The sequence below is a fragment of the Mycobacterium shigaense genome (genome assembly GCF_002356315.1).
GTDB lineage: Bacteria > Actinomycetota > Actinomycetes > Mycobacteriales > Mycobacteriaceae > Mycobacterium > Mycobacterium shigaense.
The window spans coordinates 3218660-3236405 of sequence record NZ_AP018164.1; the positions used below are offsets into that span (position 1 = coordinate 3218660).

Genomic DNA, 17746 nt, shown 5'->3' on the forward strand with positions numbered 1-17746 from the left:
GCGCGCCTACTGCTGCGCCGCGCGGACGGCCGCCGCGAAGGCGTCACCGCGGTCGGCGTAACCGGTGAACTGGTCGAACGATGCGCCCGCCGGCGCCAGCAACACGGTGTCGCCCGGCTTGGCCAGCTCCCGGGCCGCGGCGACCACCGCGGTCATGACCCGGGTGCCGAGTTTCACATCAGACTCATCTGTCACATCTGCACCAGGAATCACAACAGTCGCATTCATACCAGCATCCTCGCCTGTCACAACCTGGACGACGGGGACATCCGGCGCGTGTCGCGATAACGCCTCTGCAACCTCTTGGCGATCCTGGCCAATGAGCACGGCGCCGACCAGCCGCGACGCGACTCGGGCCACCTCGGCATCGACCGATGCGCCCTTCAGCAGACCGCCGGCCACCCACACCACGCGGGGGTAGGCCAGGATCGACGCCTCGGCGGCGTGCGGGTTGGTGGCCTTGGAATCGTCGACGTATCGGATGCCGTCGGCGACGAGCACCACCTCGGCCCGATGCCGGCCCACCCGGAACGAGGCGATCGCCGCCGCGATCGCCACCGCGGGCACGTCCACGCAGCGGGCCAGCGCCGCGGCGGCCAGCGCGTCGAGCACGCCGACGGGCCCCGGCACGGGGATCGAGTCGACCGGCAGCAGCGTCAGGTCGTCGGCGAAGGCGCGGTCGACCAGCTGCCCGTCGCGCACCCCGAGCTCCCCGGCCGCCGGTTCGCCGAGCCGGAAACCGGCCTGCACCGGCGCGGCCGCGGTGTCCAGCAGGGCGGCGGCCCGGGCGTCGTCGAGGCCGACGACGGCCACCCGGCCATCGAGCACCCGGGCCTTCGCCGCGGTGTACTCCGCCATCGTCGAATGCCAATCCAGATGGTCCTCGGCGATGTTGAGCACCACCCCCGCCTCGGGCCGCAGCGACGGCGCCCAGAACAGTTGGAAGCTCGACAGCTCGACGGCCAGCACGTCGGCGGGCTGTTCGAGGACGTCGAGCACCGGATCGCCGATGTTGCCGCACAGCACGCTGCGCACGCCGCCCGCCGTCAGCATGGCGTGCAGCATCGATGTCGTCGTCGTCTTGCCGTTGGTCCCGGTCACCACCAACCAGCGGCGCGGCGGCCCGTAGCGACCCGCGGAGTCCAGGCGCCAGGCCAATTCGACGTCGCCCCAGATGGGGACGCCCGCCGCCGCGGCCGCCGCCAGCACGGGCGCCGACGGATGAAACCCGGGACTGGTGACCACCAGCGCGTAGCCGGCGATCCGGGCGGCCGCGCTCGCGGGATCGACTGTCGCGACTCCGCTTTCGGCATACGGGCGCAGCATGGCCGGATCGTCGTCGCACAGGGTCGGCGCGGCGCCGAATCGCTGCAGCGCGGCCAGGATTGCCCGTCCGGTCACCCGCGCGCCGGCGATCAGCACGGGCGCACCGGGCGCTAGGGGGTCGAGCCCGCTCACGTCAGGCCCCGACTGCGCCGAGCCACTCACCGTAGAACAGCGCCACGCCCAGGCCACAGGTGATCGCGGTAAGCAGCCAGAAGCGGATGATCACCGTGGTTTCGGCCCAGCCGCTCAACTCGAAGTGGTGGTGGAAGGGCGCCATCCGGAATACCCGTCGCCCGGTCGTGCGGAAGGCCAGTATCTGCAGCACCACCGAGCCGGCCTCGGCGACGAACAACGAACCCAGCACCACCGCCAGGATTTCGGTGCGGCTGGTGACCGACAGGCCCGCGATGATGCCGCCGAGCGCCAGCGAGCCGGTGTCTCCCATGAAGATCTTGGCCGGCGCGGCGTTCCACCACAGAAAGCCGATGCAGGCGCCCGCGGTGGCGGCCGCCACGATCGCCAGGTCCAGCGGGTCGCGCACGTTGTAGCAGCCCAGGCCCGGCGCGGTGACGCACGCGTTGCGGTACTGCCAGAAGGTGACCAGCACGTAGGCGCCGGTGACCATCGCCATGGTGCCGGCGGCCAACCCGTCCAGGCCGTCGGTGAAGTTCACCGCGTTGGACCAGGAAGTGACGATGACCACGCAGAACAGCACGAACAGCGCGGGAGTCAGCGTGACGGTGGCGATCTCACGCACGTAGGACAGATCGGGGCTGCCCGGCGTCAGGCCACTGGCATTGTGGAATCCCAGCACCAGCACCCCGAACAGCACCGCGGCGCTGATCTGCCCGACCGTCTTGGCGGTCTTGTTCAGCCCGAGGTTGCGCGAGCGCCGGATCTTGATCAGGTCGTCGAGGAAGCCGACGCCGCCCAGGACGGTTGCCAGGCCCAGCACCAGCAGACCGGACGCGGACACGCCCTCGCCGTCGAACGCCAGCCCGGCCAGGTGGGTGCCCAGGTAACCCGCCCAGATGCCTGCCACGATGGCGACGCCACCCATCGACGGGGTGCCGCGTTTGGCGTGGTGGCTGGGCGGGCCGTCCTCGCGCGTCTGATGGCCGAAGCCCTGGCGGGTGAACAGCCGGATCAGCGCGGGCGTTAACAGGATCGACACCATCAGCGCGATGGCGACGGCGATCAGGATCTGCCTCACGGGCGAGCCCCGGCGTCCGAGTCATCTGGGTCTTCGGCGGCCAGCGCCTCCGCCAGCGCACCCAGCCCGGCCGCGTTGGACGCCTTGACCAACACCACGTCGCCGGGCTGTACCTCGGCACGCAACAGGGCCAGGGCGGCATCGCTGTCGGCCACCTGTCGAGCCCCCCTGTCCCCGGGGGCACCCCAGGAGCCCCATGCCCCTTCCAAGACCGCTGCGTGGTGCATGGCGCTCATCGACCTCCCCATTCCCACGACAACGAGTCGAGACACATCTAAGCGCACTGCCAGACGACCGATGCCATCGTGCTCGGATATCGCATCGTCGCCGAGTTCGGCCATTTCGCCGAGCACCGCCCAGCTGCGCCGGGGAGGAGCGCCCGGTTGCTGCCCACCGTGGGCGATCCAGGCCAGCGCCTGCAGCCCGGCCCGCATCGAGTCGGGGTTGGCGTTGTAGGCATCGTCGATCACCGTGACCCCGTCGGCGCGCGTGGTGACCTGCATCCGGTGCCGCGACACCGGGCCCGTGGCGGCCAGCGCCTCGGCCACCTGCTCGACACTGGCGCCGCAGTGCAGCGCGACCGCGCCCGCGCACAGCGCGTTCGTGACCTGGTGGTCGCCGTACACCCCGAGTTGGACCTCCGCCTGGGCGCCTTTGGCATGCAACGTAAAGCGCGGCCGGGCCAACTCGTCCAGCGACACGCCCTCGGCCCACACGTCGCTGGGACCGGAGTCGGTGGCGCTCGACCGGCTCACCTGGATCACCCGGGCCGCGGTCTGGGCGGCCATCGCCGCCACCGCCGGGTCGTCGACGTTGAGGACGACCGCCCCGGAAGACGGAACCGCTTGCGGCAGTTCGGCTTTGGTTCTGGCAATGGCTTCGCGTGAGCCGAACTCACCCAGGTGCGCGGTGCCGACGTTGAGCACTACCCCGATCGCGGGCTGGGCAATCCTCGCCAGCGCGGCGATGTTGCCGGGATGGCGCGCCGACATCTCCAGGATCAGGTAGTCGGTGCGACGGGTCGCGCGCAACACCGTCCAGGGATGACCCAGCTCGTTGTTGAACGAGCCCGGCGGCGCGACCACCTCGCCCAGCGGGGCCAGGACCGCGGCCACCAAATCCTTGGTCGACGTCTTTCCCGACGAGCCGGTGATCCCGACGATGGTCAGCCCGTCGGCCACCAGCTCGGTGGCCACCGTGGCGGCCAGCTTGGCCAACGCGGCCAGCACCGCCGCGCCCGAGCCGTCGGCGTCGTGCTCGAGCACCCCGGCGCGGCCGACGGAGTTGTCGGGCCGTTCCGGCCGGACCACGATGGCCGGCACGCCGACCGGACGGGCGGCCAGCACCGCCGCCGCGCCGGCCGCGACCGCCGAGGCCGCGTGATCGTGCCCGTCCGACCGCGCCCCGGGCAGCGCCAGGAACAGCCCGCCGGGGCCGACGGCGCGCGAGTCGAATTCGACGGTCCCGGTGACGCGCAGCTGCGCCGCGTCTTCGGGCGAGATGTCGGCCAGCGTGCCGCCGACGATGCCGGCGATCTGGGCGACGGTCAGCTCGATCATCGCCGCGCCTCGAGTGCCGCCAACGCCGCCGCGAGTTCGACCCGGTCGTCGAACGGGCGGGTCACGCCGCCCGCCTGCTGCCCGGTCTCGTGCCCCTTGCCGGCGATCACCACCACGTCGCTTGGGCCCGCCCAGCCGACCGCGTGCCGGATCGCCTCGCGCCGGTCGCCGATCTCGACGACTTCCTCCGCGGCGCCGCCTGCGGAGGCCCCGGCCAGGATCTCGCGCCGGATCGCGGCAGGATCCTCGCTGCGCGGGTTGTCGTCGGTGACGACGACCAGATCGGCCAGCTCGGCCGCGACGGCACCCATCGGCGCGCGTTTGCCCGGGTCCCGGTCGCCGCCGGCGCCGATCACCACCGCCAGGCGCCGACCCGGCTGCCGCAGCGTGGTCAGCACCGCCCGCAACGCGCCCGGCTTGTGGGCGTAGTCGACGAGGGCGAGGAAATCCTGACCGCGGTCGACCTCTTCGAGTCGCCCGGGCACCCGCGTCTGCAGCAGGCCGGGCGCCGCGTGCTCCGCGGAAACGCCGACGGTGTCCAGAATTGCCAGTGCGACAAGGCAATTGGCGATGTTGTAACGGCCCGGCAGCCGGATGCCGATCCGGTGCGCGGTTCCGTCGGGCGCGATCGCGGTGAACGCCTGTCCCCCGGCGCCCTGCGGCGCCGCGTCGACGGCCCGCCAGTGCGCGGGATGGCCCTCGGCGCTGACGGTGATCGCCTCACCACCCTTCATGGCCCTTTCGGCCATCGCGCGCCCCGCGTCGTCGTCGACGCACACCACGGCGCGCCGCGCGCGCAGCGGCGAACCGGGATCGAACAGCAGCGCCTTGGCCTCGAAGTAGTCCTGCATCGTCGGGTGGAAGTCCAGATGATCACGGGACAGGTTGGTGAACGCGCCAACCGCGAACCCGGTGCCGTCGACCCGCCCCAGCGTCAGGGCGTGGCTGGACACTTCCATCACCACCGTGTCGACCCCGCGCTCGGCCATCGCCGCGAGCATCGCCTGCAGGGCGGGAGCCTCCGGCGTGGTCAGGGCGCTGGGAACGTCGACCCCGTCGATCCGGACCCCGATGGTGCCGATCAGCCCGGCTACCCGGCCGGCGGCGCGCAGCGCGGATTCGACCAGGTAGGTCGTGGTGGTCTTACCCGACGTTCCGGTGATTCCCAGGACGGCCAGCCGGTCGGACGGGTTTCCGTACACCGTGGCGGCCAGGCCGCCGAGCACCGCGCGCGGCGACGGATGCACCAGGGTGGGCACAGTCAGGGGGCCTATCGCGGCGACGCCGGCGGCGTCGGTGAGCACGGCGACGGCCCCGCGGGCCACCGCGTCGGCGGCATACCGGGCGCCGTGCGTCGTCGCGCCGAGCAGGGCGGCGAACAGGTCGCCGGGCAGCACGTCCTGGGCGCGCAGCGTCACGCCGGTGATCGGCAGGTCGGGAACGTCGTCGCCGGCCACCGGCACCGCGCCCACCTGCGCTGCCAGCGCGGGCAGCCGCGCCCCCGCGGCGGCGCTGGGGCGCAACTCAGTGGGCACCGACACTTCCGTCACACCTTCCTTGGACCCGATCAGATCGCCGTGATCAGCCATGACACCCTACCGACACCCGGCCACCCGGTAGGCACGCCCGCGCGGCACAGCCCGGTCACGTCAACGCGGCGATTCGGGCATCCGAGCGCCCACCAGCGGCAGAAAGATCGTGTCGACGATCTCTTCGATGGCCTCGTCGGTCAGCGGCCGCAACGTCATCAGGATTTCGTGACGCCACAGATCGGCGGGTAACCGCCCGATTCGCTCGGTCACGCGGTCGCGCTCGATCTCGCCTCGATCGATGGCCCGCTGCAGTGCCTGCTCCATGGCGGAGTCCCGGCCACCGCGGACAAAGGCGCTGAGGTCGGCCAAGCTGGTGCCGGTTTCGCGATAGAGGCTGCCGAGCTGGCTGAACACCTGCGCCGCCAACCCGATCCTGACCTTGTTGGCTTCCCGCAGCAGGCCGATGACGTCGCCTCGCAGGCTGCCGGTGTCGGGGGCAACCACCACGTCTTTGCCCGCCGCATGGGCCAATGTCGCAATGACGAGCTCCTGCTTGCTGGACCAGCGGCGGTACAGCACGGCGCGGCTGGTGCCGGCCCGCACGGCGACGGCGTCGATGGTGAAGTCGTCGTAGCCACGCTCGGTCAACTCGGCCCACGCCGAGTCCAGCAGCGCCTCCTGCAGCGCACGCCCTCGCCGGCGCTGTGGCGCGACAATCGGATTAAGAGACATTGCGTTTCCTAACGCCAGGGCTTAGGTTCTAGGGTACAACCCGTATCTTAAAGTGAGAAGGTGGCGATCCCATGCGGATTCTCGTCTCCGGTGCCGGCGTCGCGGGCCTGAGCGCGGCGATCAACCTCGGCGCCGACGGCCACGACGTCACCCTCGTCGAACGCGCCGACCATCTGCGCGTCAACGGATCCCCCATCGACATCCGCGGTGACTCGATTGCCGTCGCCGACAAGATGGGCGTACTCACCGAGATCCTCGACCACCGCATCGACATGACCGAGCGCGTGCAGTTCGTCGACGCCAACGGCGCCGTGGTCGCCGAAATCCCCGAGGACCTCGGCGACTCCCCCGACGACATCGAAATCCCGCGCGAAGACCTCACCAACATCCTGCACAGGCGCCTCGGGCCGTCGGCCAAGCTGCGGTTCTGTGAATCGATCACCGAGATCGGCGACGACGGCCGCGGCGTCGACGTCCGATTCAGCTCGGGCGCGGCCGAACGCTACGACCTGGTCGTGGGCGCCGACGGAATGCATTCCGCCGTCCGCCGGCTCACGTTCGGGCCCGAGCAACAGTTTCTCCACCACCTCGGCTTCTACATCGCACTGGCCAACCTGCCCGACTACACGCCATCCGGGCGCAACAACCCGATGTACAACTTCCCGGGCCACCTGGCCGGCATCGCCACCTATCGCGATAAAGCATTGGCGGTCTTGATCTTTCGCTCGCCTTGGATCGACTACGACTATCATGACCCGGCGGCACAGCAGCGGATCCTTTCCGATGCGTTTGCCGGCCACAGCGAATGGCGGGTCCCCGAGTTGGTCGCCGCCGCGGTCACGGACCCCGAGCTCTATTTCGATTCGGTCAGCCAGATCCACATGCCGCGTTGGCATCGCGGTCACGTCGTCCTGGTCGGCGATGCCGCGCACTGCGCCTCGCCGCTGTCCGGGCGAGGCACCGCCCTCGCACTGACAGGCGCCTGGTTTCTGGCCAAAGCCTTGCGCGACCGTCCCGGCGGCCCGCGCCGGGCGTTCGAGCAATACGAACACGATCAGCGACCCCACGTCCTCCGCTCCCAGGCGACCGCGGCGCCGGGCGGTGACCGGCTGGTACCGGCCACCCAGGAGCAGATCGACGCGCGCAACCGCGGCTTGAGGCCGGCCGGCCACACGCGGACGGCGAGCTCGAAGCCCTCGTCGAGCGGCAACTGAGTGCTGATGTATCCGCTGCGGTGCGCGGATGTAGTCGAGGCAGGCGTGAGACAGGTCCAGGTCGGGTCAGCCCGCGCGAAGCACGAATTGCGCTGGGCCGGTGACTGTTTCGAGCGTGGCGAGCGCGTCTCCAGCCAAGTCTCAGGTGGCCCGCGCCCGCGCGGCGCCCCCCGACCGCTTGGCCGCGGCCCGCGCGCTGCCGGCGTGTTCGATTTGCAGCACCGCCGCGTCGACGAGGCTGCCGATGATGTCGCACGTGCTGAAATCGTGCAGCCAAAGGTGCGGTGTATCGGTCCGATGCAGCATGGCGACCCCGTGCAGGGCGACCGACAGGGCGGCGGCGGTTTTGTCCGAGACGCCGTCCGCGGAACCGGTGGCTTCGGTGTCCCCGATGGCGAGTAGCCCACGCGTCATCACCGCGAGGGCCTGGCGGGCGGCCGGCGGGGCCTCATCGACCTGGGTCATCAGCGAATATCGAAGCGGAAAGCGTTGTGCGAACGCCACATAAGCCCGGCAGCCGAGCAGCAAGCGAGACCTTGGGGTCTCGCCCGCGTGGGCCTGCTCGACGATGTCCTGACAGACCTGCTGCCAGCTCAATTCGGCGACGGCCGCCAGGACCGCGTCGCGGTCGGCAAAGTGGGAGTACACCGACATCGTCGATATCCCCGCGGCACGGGCGATGCTGCGCAGCGAAACCTCTACTTCATTCTGGGCCTGGTCGATGACATGGATCGCGGCACTAAGAATCTCGTCGCGCAGCAACCCCCCCTGACCGCGCGGATTTCGCTGTCGAGCTGGTCGAACCATGGTCTCAGCCTAACCTCCGGCGATCGCCATTCTTGGCTCATCGCGGCTTGTCGCGCGGATGGTGGGGCCGCCGGAATGCCCTGGACCTCATCGCTTAAGGCTTCCTCGCAACGAGGGCTCGACCATCGAACACACGGCGAATGTGTAACGCACGTTACTATACAGCCGTATGCATATGTACGTATAGTCACGGTCTATGACATCCGAGCGGACAAGCCATGCGGGTGGACCGCAGCCCCGGGTCAGCCGATGAACAGGCTGTTGAGCGCGGCCGCCCAGGCGTGGGTCCTGGTCATCGTCGTCGCGGTGACGACGGTCGGCGCATTCATCATCTACCGGCTGCACGGTGTGTTCGGTTCACAAAGCGCGGGATCCGGCGAGACACGCACGGAGAACATCGTTTCCACGATTCCGAAGTTCGTGACCTATGAGGTGGACGGACCGCCGGGAACCTCGGGAATGGTCAGTTACATCGACGGGAACTCGCAGGCGCAGCAGGAGCGCTTCACCTCGTTGCCGTGGTCGCACACACTGGTGACCACCGTTCCCAGTGTGTTCGCCAACGTGGTCGCCCAAGGGGACAGTTCGGCGCTGCGGTGCCGGATCACGGTCAACGGCGAACTGCGCGAACAACAGGGCGCCACCGGCACCGACGCGACCGCGTTTTGCCTCGTGAAGGCAGCATGAGCGGTAGTCAGCGCACGGACAATCCGCACCCGCGGTGGCCCCGGTTGGTGCGTACCTTGTCGGTGCCCGTCATCCTCGTCTGGCTGGCCGCTGCCGCCGCGACGAATATCCTCGTGCCCAAGCTGGAGGTCGTTGGCGCGCAACACGCGGTGTCGATGTCGCCCCAGGACGCACCGTCGGTCATCGCGATGAAACACATCGGCCAGAAATTCGGCGAGTTCACCTCCGACAGCGTGGTGATGATCATCCTGGAAAGCGACACCGTGCTGGGCGACCAGGCACACCGCTACTACGCCGGGCTGGTCGACAGACTTCGGCGCGACAGCGCACACGTCGAACACGTCCAGGATTTCTGGGGTGACCGCATCACCTCGGCGGGTTCGCAGAGCGAAAGCGGCAACGCCGCCTACGTACAGGTCCATCTGGCGGGCAATCAAGGCTCCGCGCAAGGCATCGACTCGGTCCGCGCCGTGCGCGACATCGTCGATCGCGACCATCCGCCGCCCGGCCTGCGTGCCTACCTCACCGGCCAGGCGGCCCAGGTCGCCGACACCAACGAGGCCGGCGACAAGAGCGGGGCCAAAATGACCGTGGTCACGGTCATCGTCATCACGCTGATGTTGCTGATCGTGTACCGCTCGCTGGTGACGACTTTTGTCGCTCTCCTGGTGGTGCTGACCGAAATGAGCATGGCCCGCGGCGTCGTCGCCGTTTTGGGCAACTACGACCTGATCGGGCTGTCCACCTTTTCCGTCAATGTCCTGACGGCGATGACGATCGCCGCAGGAACCGACTACTGGATCTTTCTGCTCGGCCGCTATCACGAGGCCCGCAACAGCGGCGAGGACACCGAAAAAGCTTTCTATTCAACCTTTTCCGGTGTTGCCCATGTCATACTCGGATCTGGTCTGACCATCGCCGGCGCGATGATGTGCCTGCGCTTCACCCGCCTGAACTACTTCAACACCCTGGCGCTGCCTTGCGCGATCGCCATGCTCGTCACCCTCACGATGGCCCTGACGTTCGCCCCCGCCGTACTCACCATCAGCAGTCGCTTCGGTCCACTTGACCCTAAACGCAACGAGAAGGCCCGCGGCTGGCGCAAACTCGGCACGGCGGTGGTGCGTTGGCCCGGCCCCATCTTCGTCGTCGCGACCGCGCTCTCGCTCGTCGGTCTCGCCGCGCTCCCGGGCTATCGGACCAGCTACAACAACCGCTTCTACATCCCCGACGATGTTCCGTCGAACCTCGGCTACACGGCTGCGGAGAAACACTTCACCTCCGCCCGGATGAATCCCGACCTGCTGATGGTCGAGGCCGACCACGACATGCGCAACCCGCGCGACATGCTGGTGCTGGATCGGGTGGCCAAGAACATCTTCCGCATCCCAGGAATCGCGCGCGTGCAGAGCATCACCCGCCCCCTGGGTCCACCGATGGAACACGGTTCGGTGCCCTACCAGATCAGCGCACAAGCGGTGTCGATGCGGGAGAATCTGCAATTCCTGCAGGCCCGGCTCGACGACACCCAGACGATGACCGACAAGCTCACCGCGATGATCGCGATCATGGCGCACCTCCACGACCTGACCGTGCAGGTCGCCGATGCCACGCACACCGCGGCGGGCTCGACGCACGACATGTCGGCCACCACCGCCGAATTACGCGACCAGATAGCCGATTTCGACGACTTCTTCCGACCGTTGCGGAGCTATTTCTACTGGGAACGGCATTGCTATGACATCCCCGCGTGCTGGGCGTTCCGATCGTTGTTCGACGCCACCGACGGCTTCGACAAACTCGCCGACAACACCAAGGCGCTTTCGTCCGCGCTGGATTCCGTCGACCGGCTGACCCCCCAGATCGCGGACCAGCTTCCCCCACTGATCGCCCTGTCGACGACCGTCCGTGACCTGATGCTGACCCTGCGCAGCAGCTTCGGCGGCATGATCACGCAACTGGAACGCATGACCGACACGGCGGCCGCGATGGGGCAGACCTTCGACGAGGCGAAGAACGACGACATGTTCTATCTGCCGCCGGAGGCCTTCGACAGCCCAGACTTTCAACGCGGCATGCAACTCATGCTGTCGCCGGACGGAAAGGCCGCGCGCTTCATCGTCACCCACGACGTCGATCCGGCTACCCCCGAAGGCATTTCACACGTGGACGCCGAGTTGCGGGCGGCCAAGGAAGCCGTCAAGGGCGGCCCGCTGGCGAATGCGAAATTCTTCCTCGGCGGTACGGCGGCCACCTACAAAGACATTCAGCAGGGAGCCCACTACGACCTGCTGATTGCCGCCATCGCGGCGATCATATTGATCTTCGTGGTGATGGTGGTGATCACCCGCGCCCTGGTCGCCGCCATGGTGATCGTCGGTACCGTCGTGCTCTCACTGGCCGCCTCGTTTGGCCTGTCCGTGCTGATCTGGCAACAGATCCTCGGCATCGAGCTGCAGTGGCTGGTCATCGTTATGGCCGTCATCGTGCTCCTCGCCGTGGGATCCGACTACAACCTGCTCGTCGTATCCCGGATGAAAGAAGAGATCGGGGCTGGGCTGAAAACCGGACTCATCCGTGCCATGGGCGCCACCGGGGGTGTCGTCACAGCAGCAGGATTGGTGTTCGCGTTCACCATGATCTCGATGATCACCAACGACCTTCGGTCCGTCGGACAGATCGGCACCACGATCGGATTGGGGCTGTTATTCGACACCTTCGTCGTGCGTTCGCTCTTGACACCCTCGATCGCCGCGTTGCTCGGGCGGTGGTTCTGGTGGCCCATGAAGATTGACACCAGACCGGCCAGGCTCCGGCGATCCGGACGCACACAGACCACCGGACCCGCACCCGCCGCAGGCTCAGAACCAACGAATAGCCAATTTCCACAACATATCTCGAGGAGCCGAACGTGACAGACAGCACGACCGTCACCCGCCCCTTCACCGACCTCACTACCATCGAGCCCACCGGCGCCGGCACCTTCGCGGCCACCATCGACCCGATGTGGACTATCGGCTCCAAAGTGCATGGCGGCTGCCTGATGGCGCTCTGCGGCGCGGCGGCTCATCAGGCGCTCGGCGAGGTCGCGCTGTCACCGATCGCGCTGGGCGCCAACTACCTCTCCGCGCCCGACCCGGGCGAGGTCCGGTTGTCCACGTCCGTCCGCCGTCGCGGTCGACAGGTCTGTCTCGTCGATGTGGAACTCTCGCAGCGCGATCGGCCCGCGGTGAGGTGCACCATCACCCTCGGACACCTGGATGTCGATCCGCCACGCCATCAGGAGACCCACGCACTGACGGGAATGGCGGCTGAGCCCGGTGCAGACGCGATCCCCGTCAACTCCGAAAGCCCGGTGGGACAGATCATCCACGTTAGCCAGGGATGTGACCTGCGGCTGGATCCCACAGCCTCGGGCTTTCTCGACGGCAAGGTCGGACCACCGATCACTCGAATGTGGTTGCGCCCCTTAGTAACTGACGAGGTAGATCCGGACAAGGCCGCATTGTTCGCGATTATGGCCGGTGATATCAGCCCACCGGTGATCATGCAGCGCGGCTTCTTCGGCTGGACACCCACCGTCCAACTCACCACCTACCTACGCCGCCTCCCCTCGCCCGGCTGGATGCGCGTCATGGCCAGCTCAACGCTGCTGGGCGACACATGGTTCGAAGAGGACCACGTCATCGTGGACGCCGCGGGTCACATCGTCGCGCAGAGCCGACAGTTGGCCTTGCTGCCCAAACAGAACTGGCAACCCGAATGAACCGGCGCTAGGTGGCCTGCAGGGTCAGCGGCGGGCCGGGGTCCGGTGACAGCGGCACGTTCTCACGCTGCATCAGCCAGCCGGCGATGTTGTGGAACAGCGGGGCCGCGGAGTGGCCCGCCGTGCCATCGGCGTTGCGCTCCGGGTTGTCCATCATGATGCCGATCACGTAGCGGGGGTTGTCGACGGTGGCCATTCCGGCGAACGTGATCCAGTAGACGTTGTCGAAGTAGCAGCCGCAGCCCGGGTTGATCTGCTGGGCGGTGCCGGTCTTGCCGGCCATCTGATAGCCGGGCACCGACGCCGACGGGCCGGTGCCCTGCTGGTAGCCCATCGGGTCGCGCTGCACCACGGCGCGCAGCATGCCGCGCACGGTCTGCGCGGTCTGCGGGGAGACCACCCGGACGCCCTCGGGACGCGGTTCTTCGGTGCGGCTGCCGTCGGGAGCTATCGTGGCCTTGATGATCCGCGGCGGGACGCGCAGTCCGTCGTTGGCGATCGTCTGGTACATGTCCGTCATCTGCAGCAGCGTCATCGAAAGGCCCTGTCCGATAGGCAGGTTCGAGAAGGTGCTGCCAGACCATTGGTCGATGGGCGGCACCAGCCCGGCGCTCTCGCCGGGCAGCCCGACGTTGGTGCGCTGGCCCAGGCCGAACTTGCGGACCATGTCGTAGAAGCGCTCGGGGCCGACGCGCTGCGCCAGCATCAGGGTGCCGACGTTGGACGACTTCCCGAAGATGCCCGTGGTGGTGTAAGGCATCACGCCGTGATCCCAGGCGTCATGGATGCTGACGCCACCCATCTGGATGGAACCCGGGACCTGCAACACCTCGTCGGGGTTGGACAGGCCGTATTCGATGACCGACGAGGCGGTGATGATCTTGTTCACCGAGCCCGGCTCGTAGGGCGACGACACCGACAGGTTGCCCAGCTGCTTGTCGCCCTGTCGCCCGATGTCCTGGGACGGGTCGAACGTGTTGTCGTTGGCCATCGCCAGCACCTCGCCGGTCTTGGCGTCGAGCACGACAGCCGAAACATTGTGCGCCCCAGACACATTCTTCGCCTGCTGGACCTGCTGCTGCACGTAGAACTGGATATCGTCGTCGATGGTCAGCTCGACGGTCGAACCGTTGACCGCCTTGTGCCGGTTGCGGTAGCTGCCCGGGATGACCACACCGTCCGAGCCACGGTCGTAGGTCACCGAGCCGTCGGTTCCCGACAACACGGAGTCCAGGCTGTCCTCGAGGCCGAGCAGCCCGTGGCCGTCCCAGTCGATGCCGCCGACGATGTTGGCGGCCAGCGATCCACCCGGGTACTGCCGCAGATCCTGCCGCTCCGAACCCACTTCGGGGAACTTGTCCGAAATCGCGCTGGCGACAGCGGGATCGACGGCGCGCGCCAGGTAGACGAAGCTGTCGTTCGTTTGCAGCTTCTTCAGCACCGTCGCGAAGTCCGGCTTGTTGCCCAGCCGGGCCGCAACCTCCTTGGCGATCTCCTGCAACCGCGTCTGCGGATCGGGAGCGGCCGGATTCTTCCGCTTAGCCTCCTCCAGCTGCTCGCGAATTCGCTTCGGCTGGAAGGTCAATGCGCGCGACTCGATGGTGAAGGCGAGCTGCTGGTTGTGGCGGTCGACGATGCTGCCGCGGACGGCCTTCTGCACGTCGGTGACCTTGAGCTGGCTGGCCGCCTGGGCCCGCAGCGCGGGGGCATCCATCACCTGCAGGACGAACAGCTGCGCGCCGGCCACCAGCATCAGGATCAAGATCGCCGCGTAGCCCGCACGATGCCGGAAGGTGAACGACCCACCGAAGCTCACCGCCTCGGTCGCCTGACGGGTGCGCCGGTCCCGCGCGGAGTGACCGGCATCCGACCCGCTACCCGCTTGAACAGTCCTGGCGTCTTTGGCCTTCCGGAATCGGCGCGGTTCCCGCGCATCCTTGGGCGCCGTCCCCTCGTCGGACTTGCGAGCGCGTCTCGGTTGCCGGGCCGGCCTGGCCGCGGTCGATTTACCCGGACCGCGCGTCGAGCGGGCCGACTGCGACCGGCCCGTGCGCCGGGATTCGCCGCGGCTCATCGGGGCGCGCCCGGCAGCGCCGCGGGCGGGACGATCTGCTGGCCACTATTCGGCACTGGCGCAACCGGTGCCGCCGGCGGCAGCACCGAGGCCCCGGGAATGAGCGGGCCGCCGACGCGGGGCGCGACCGGGGCGATCCCCCGCGGCAGGGGCACCGGCACCTCCGCCGGCATCGGGGCCGGGAGCTGCCCCGGCACCGGGATCGGCATCCCGCCGATCGGCATCGGGACCTGGTTGGGCACCCCGGGAGCTTCGGGAGCCGCGGGAGCCGGCAGCCCCGGCAGCGGCATGGCGACCGGCGGCTGGCCGGTGGCCGGGCCGCCGGGCATCCCCGGTAACGGAGCGGTCTGCGGGATATGTTGGCCGCCAACGGTCGTCGAACCGTCCGGCGCCCGCAGCAACGCCTCGGGCCCGGACCTGGCCGGCGCGGGCGAAAGACCGGGGCTGGGCTCGATGCGGACCGGGACCTCCGCGGGGAGCGCGGGGGGCTTCGGGGGCCCCGGCGGAGCGGCGTCGGGGAGCTTGGCGTTCAGCGGCGGCGGCGGCACACCGTCCGCCGGCTTCGGCGTGCCGACCACCACCCAGCTACCGGATGGGTCCTGCACCAGGTGGGCCGTGTCCCGGGTGGGGATCATGCCCTGCTTGCGCGCCGCCTCGGCCAGCGCCGGGGCGGCCTCCGCCTCGCGCACCTCGCGTTCCAGCGACTCGGCCTGCTGCTGCAGCATCCGGTTCTTCTCGCGGGCGTGACTCAGCCGGTAGGAGCGCTCCGCGGAGTCGGTCGACAGCCACAGGGTGAGGCCCAGCCCGAGACCGAGCGCTCCGATGATCAACACGACGAACGGGACCTTGCTCAGCAGGGTGCGCGGCCGCAGATCCATCGACGCCAGCCGCATTGCCAAACGTTCGGTCAGACGGGGGCGAATAACCTTGGGCGCCTTGGCCTTCCGTGCCTTGGCCCGAGCCTTGGCCTGCCTGGCGCTCTTCGGGCGGCTGGACCGTTCGACCGGCCGGGCATGCGGGCTGGTCTGTGGTCCGGAATTGTGCGCCCGCGCCTCGCGGCTGGGCATCGAGACCTTCCCGGGGCGGCTGCGCCGGGACGCCGACTCCGCCGACGCGCGCTTGCTCGTGCGGGCAGCGCCATCGCGTCCGCGCCGGCGGGCACTGCCGCGCGTGCGCTTCGGCGTCTCGCGGTTGGTTTTCATGCGTGGCCCTTCCCGGTCCCCTGGCGCTGCGCTCCTGCTTCGTGTTCCACCCGTTGGACGGCCCGCAGTCGCACCGGGTTGCTGCGCGGATTGCGTTCGATCTCAGCGTCGTTCGCGCGTTCGGCACCGCGCGTCAACGACCGGAACCGCGGCCCGCGACCGGGCAGCTCGAACGGCAGGTCGACCGGGGTGCGCGAGGCGACCGCGTCGGCGAATGCGTGTTTGACGATCCGGTCTTCCAGCGACTGGTAGGCCAGCACCACGATGCGTCCGTCGACGGTCAGTGCATCCAGCGCGGCCGGAATGGCGTCGCGCAGCGAGTCCAGCTCGTCGTTGACCGCGATGCGCAGCGCCTGGAAGGTGCGCTTGGCCGGATGCCCGCCGGTGCGCCGGGCCGGGGCCGGAATCGCTTGGTAGAGCAGCTCGACCAGCTCGGCCGTCGTGGTGAATGGGGTGCGGGCGCGCCGGCGGACGATGTGCGCCGCGATGCGACGGGCGAAACGCTCCTCACCGTAGCGGTGCAGGATGTTCGCCAGTGCTGCCTCGTCGTAGGTGTTGAGGATGTCGGCCGCGGTCAGCAACGATTCCGGATCCATCCGCATGTCCAGCGGCGCGTCCCGGGCGTAGGCGAAGCCCCGGTCGGCGCGGTCGAGCTGCATCGACGACACTCCGAGGTCGAACAGCACGCCGTCAATCGATTCGATTGCGGCGTAACCGGATTCGGCCAGCGCTTCGCTGATGCCGTCATAGCGCTTGCGCACCAGGGTAACTCGGTCGCCGAAGCGGCTCAGCCGGGCCCGCGTGATGTCCAGGGCGCTGGGATCGCGATCGAGGCCGATCAGCCGCAGGCCGGGCAAATCGGTGAGAAACCTTTCCGCGTGCCCGCCCGCACCCAGGGTGGCGTCGACGAGGACGGCCTCGGATCCATCCCGGTGATGCCGGGTCAGGGCCGGGGTGAGCAGTTCGACGCAGCGCTCCAGCAGCACGGGCACATGCCCGAAGTCGTTTGCACCGAGATCATTTGGCCGATCGGTCACCGCGACACCTCCCGAGGTATGGCGGGACGCCCTCGCACCCCGGTCGGCCCGAAGGGCCGCCCAAGCACCGAGGTCCCTGTCCGAAGCTACGAACCTGGCGTTGGGGAAGTACGCCAGGGTCGGTTCGGGCAGAGGCCACGATGCACGGGCATGCGCCTCAGATAATGTCGCCGAGTGCTTCATCGCTGGCCGCGGAGAAGTTCTCTTCGTGGGTCTGTTGGTAGTCGTTCCAGGCCTGCGCATCCCAGATCTCGAGGTAGTCGACCGCCCCGATCACCACGCAGTCCTTGGTCAGGCTGGCGTAGCGACGGTGGTCGGCGGACAAGGTGATGCGGCCCTGCGCGTCGGGATGCTGCTCGTCGGTGCCGGCGGCGAGATTGCGCAGGAACGCCCTGGCCTCCGGATTACTGCGGGAGGTCTTGCTGGCCCGGCGGGCCAGCTGCTCGAATTCCGTCCGCGGATAGACGGCGAGGCTGTGATCTTGGCTCTTGGTGACCATCAACCCCCCTGCCAGTGCGTCGCGGAACTTGGCCGGCAAGGTGAGCCGTCCTTTGTCGTCGAGTTTGGGCGTGTAGGTGCCGAGAAACACCAGCTCAC

At 68.7% G+C, this 17746-nt stretch carries 14 protein-coding genes; 4 read left to right on the top strand and 10 right to left on the bottom strand.

Annotated elements, in window-relative coordinates; translation table 11 throughout:
- Positions 1 to 6: 6 nt before the first annotated feature.
- The 5 genes from murD to MSG_RS15120 are packed head-to-tail and all read right to left on the bottom strand — an operon-like array spanning position 7 to position 6362.
- Positions 7 to 1458, bottom strand: coding sequence for a UDP-N-acetylmuramoyl-L-alanine--D-glutamate ligase (gene murD / locus MSG_RS15100; protein WP_096440830.1), 1452 nt, complete (start codon positions 1456 to 1458; stop codon positions 7 to 9).
- Position 1459: 1 nt separating this feature from the next.
- Positions 1460 to 2539, bottom strand: coding sequence for a phospho-N-acetylmuramoyl-pentapeptide-transferase (gene mraY, locus MSG_RS15105; protein WP_096440832.1), 1080 nt, complete (start codon positions 2537 to 2539; stop codon positions 1460 to 1462).
- The gene (locus tag MSG_RS15110; protein ID WP_096440834.1) at positions 2536 to 4098 is read right to left on the bottom strand and encodes a UDP-N-acetylmuramoyl-tripeptide--D-alanyl-D-alanine ligase; all 1563 of its coding nucleotides are present in this window, start codon (positions 4096 to 4098) and stop codon (positions 2536 to 2538) included. The genes mraY and MSG_RS15110 overlap by 4 nt, the downstream gene beginning before the upstream one ends.
- Positions 4095 to 5687 carry a UDP-N-acetylmuramoyl-L-alanyl-D-glutamate--2,6-diaminopimelate ligase gene (locus tag MSG_RS15115; protein ID WP_096440836.1) on the bottom strand — a complete coding sequence of 531 codons (1593 nt, stop codon included), beginning with the start codon at positions 5685 to 5687 and terminating at the stop codon, positions 4095 to 4097. Before MSG_RS15115 ends, MSG_RS15110 begins: the two co-directional genes overlap by 4 nt.
- A 60-nt stretch (positions 5688 to 5747) precedes the next feature.
- Positions 5748 to 6362, bottom strand: coding sequence for a TetR/AcrR family transcriptional regulator (locus MSG_RS15120; RefSeq protein WP_181159170.1), 615 nt, complete (start codon positions 6360 to 6362; stop codon positions 5748 to 5750).
- A gap of 71 nt (positions 6363 to 6433) precedes the next feature.
- On the opposite strand from MSG_RS15120, the gene MSG_RS15125 reads away from it, so the two are divergent.
- Positions 6434 to 7576 (top strand): FAD-dependent monooxygenase, encoded by a 1143-nt coding sequence (locus tag MSG_RS15125; protein ID WP_096440838.1) that lies wholly within the window; start codon positions 6434 to 6436, stop codon positions 7574 to 7576.
- A 141-nt stretch (positions 7577 to 7717) separates the two neighbouring features.
- Here the strand turns inward: MSG_RS15125 and MSG_RS15130 are convergent, their stop codons facing one another.
- On the bottom strand, positions 7718 to 8383 hold the full coding sequence (locus MSG_RS15130) for a TetR/AcrR family transcriptional regulator (protein ID WP_096440840.1): 666 nt from the start codon (positions 8381 to 8383) through the stop codon (positions 7718 to 7720).
- A gap of 249 nt (positions 8384 to 8632) precedes the next feature.
- Here MSG_RS15130 and MSG_RS15135 point away from each other — a divergent pair, with 249 nt between their 5' ends.
- From MSG_RS15135 to MSG_RS15145, 3 genes are read left to right on the top strand one after another with little or no spacing between them, the layout of a single operon-like run.
- Positions 8633 to 9070 carry an MmpS family transport accessory protein gene (locus tag MSG_RS15135; RefSeq protein ID WP_096440842.1) on the top strand — a complete coding sequence of 146 codons (438 nt, stop codon included), beginning with the start codon at positions 8633 to 8635 and terminating at the stop codon, positions 9068 to 9070.
- Positions 9067 to 11985, top strand: a complete 2919-nt coding sequence (locus tag MSG_RS15140; RefSeq protein WP_096440844.1) for an MMPL/RND family transporter — start codon at positions 9067 to 9069, stop codon at positions 11983 to 11985. The genes MSG_RS15135 and MSG_RS15140 overlap by 4 nt, the downstream gene beginning before the upstream one ends.
- The gene (locus tag MSG_RS15145) at positions 11982 to 12836 is read left to right on the top strand and encodes a thioesterase family protein (protein ID WP_232011039.1); all 855 of its coding nucleotides are present in this window, start codon (positions 11982 to 11984) and stop codon (positions 12834 to 12836) included. Before MSG_RS15140 ends, MSG_RS15145 begins: the two co-directional genes overlap by 4 nt.
- Positions 12837 to 12843: 7 nt before the next feature.
- On the opposite strand, the gene MSG_RS15150 is transcribed toward MSG_RS15145, so the two are convergent.
- Genes MSG_RS15150 through mraZ form a run of 4 tightly spaced genes read right to left on the bottom strand, consistent with a single transcriptional unit; the run spans position 12844 to position 17738 of the window.
- A complete protein-coding gene (locus MSG_RS15150) occupies positions 12844 to 14910 on the bottom strand; it encodes a peptidoglycan D,D-transpeptidase FtsI family protein (RefSeq protein WP_096440846.1) in 2067 nt (688 codons plus the stop codon).
- On the bottom strand, positions 14907 to 16112 hold the full coding sequence (locus MSG_RS15155; RefSeq protein ID WP_096440848.1) for a hypothetical protein: 1206 nt from the start codon (positions 16110 to 16112) through the stop codon (positions 14907 to 14909). Before MSG_RS15155 ends, MSG_RS15150 begins: the two co-directional genes overlap by 4 nt.
- Entirely contained in the window at positions 16109 to 17332 is a 1224-nt protein-coding gene (rsmH, locus tag MSG_RS15160) for a 16S rRNA (cytosine(1402)-N(4))-methyltransferase RsmH (protein WP_105886870.1), read from the bottom strand. The genes MSG_RS15155 and rsmH overlap by 4 nt, the downstream gene beginning before the upstream one ends.
- Positions 17307 to 17738, bottom strand: coding sequence for a division/cell wall cluster transcriptional repressor MraZ (gene mraZ / locus MSG_RS15165; protein WP_096440852.1), 432 nt, complete (start codon positions 17736 to 17738; stop codon positions 17307 to 17309). The genes rsmH and mraZ overlap by 26 nt, the downstream gene beginning before the upstream one ends.
- Positions 17739 to 17746: the final 8 nt, after the last annotated feature.

Bases quoted from the DNA above. Each gene is read 5' to 3' on its own strand.
- MSG_RS15115 (WP_096440836.1), bottom strand. From the start codon at position 5,687: ATGGCTGATCACGGCGATCTGATCGGGTCCAAGGAAGGTGTGACGGAA.
- MSG_RS15120 (WP_181159170.1), bottom strand. From the start codon at position 6,362: ATGTCTCTTAATCCGATTGTCGCGCCACAGCGCCGGCGAGGGCGTGCG.
- MSG_RS15155 (WP_096440848.1), bottom strand. From the start codon at position 16,112: ATGAAAACCAACCGCGAGACGCCGAAGCGCACGCGCGGCAGTGCCCGC.
- MSG_RS15140 (WP_096440844.1), top strand. From the start codon at position 9,067: ATGAGCGGTAGTCAGCGCACGGACAATCCGCACCCGCGGTGGCCCCGG.
- MSG_RS15110 (WP_096440834.1), bottom strand. From the start codon at position 4,098: ATGATCGAGCTGACCGTCGCCCAGATCGCCGGCATCGTCGGCGGCACG.
- MSG_RS15150 (WP_096440846.1), bottom strand. From the start codon at position 14,910: ATGAGCCGCGGCGAATCCCGGCGCACGGGCCGGTCGCAGTCGGCCCGC.
- MSG_RS15125 (WP_096440838.1), top strand. From the start codon at position 6,434: ATGCGGATTCTCGTCTCCGGTGCCGGCGTCGCGGGCCTGAGCGCGGCG.
- MSG_RS15135 (WP_096440842.1), top strand. From the start codon at position 8,633: ATGAACAGGCTGTTGAGCGCGGCCGCCCAGGCGTGGGTCCTGGTCATC.
- rsmH (WP_105886870.1), bottom strand. From the start codon at position 17,332: ATGAAGCACTCGGCGACATTATCTGAGGCGCATGCCCGTGCATCGTGG.
- MSG_RS15130 (WP_096440840.1), bottom strand. From the start codon at position 8,383: ATGGTTCGACCAGCTCGACAGCGAAATCCGCGCGGTCAGGGGGGGTTG.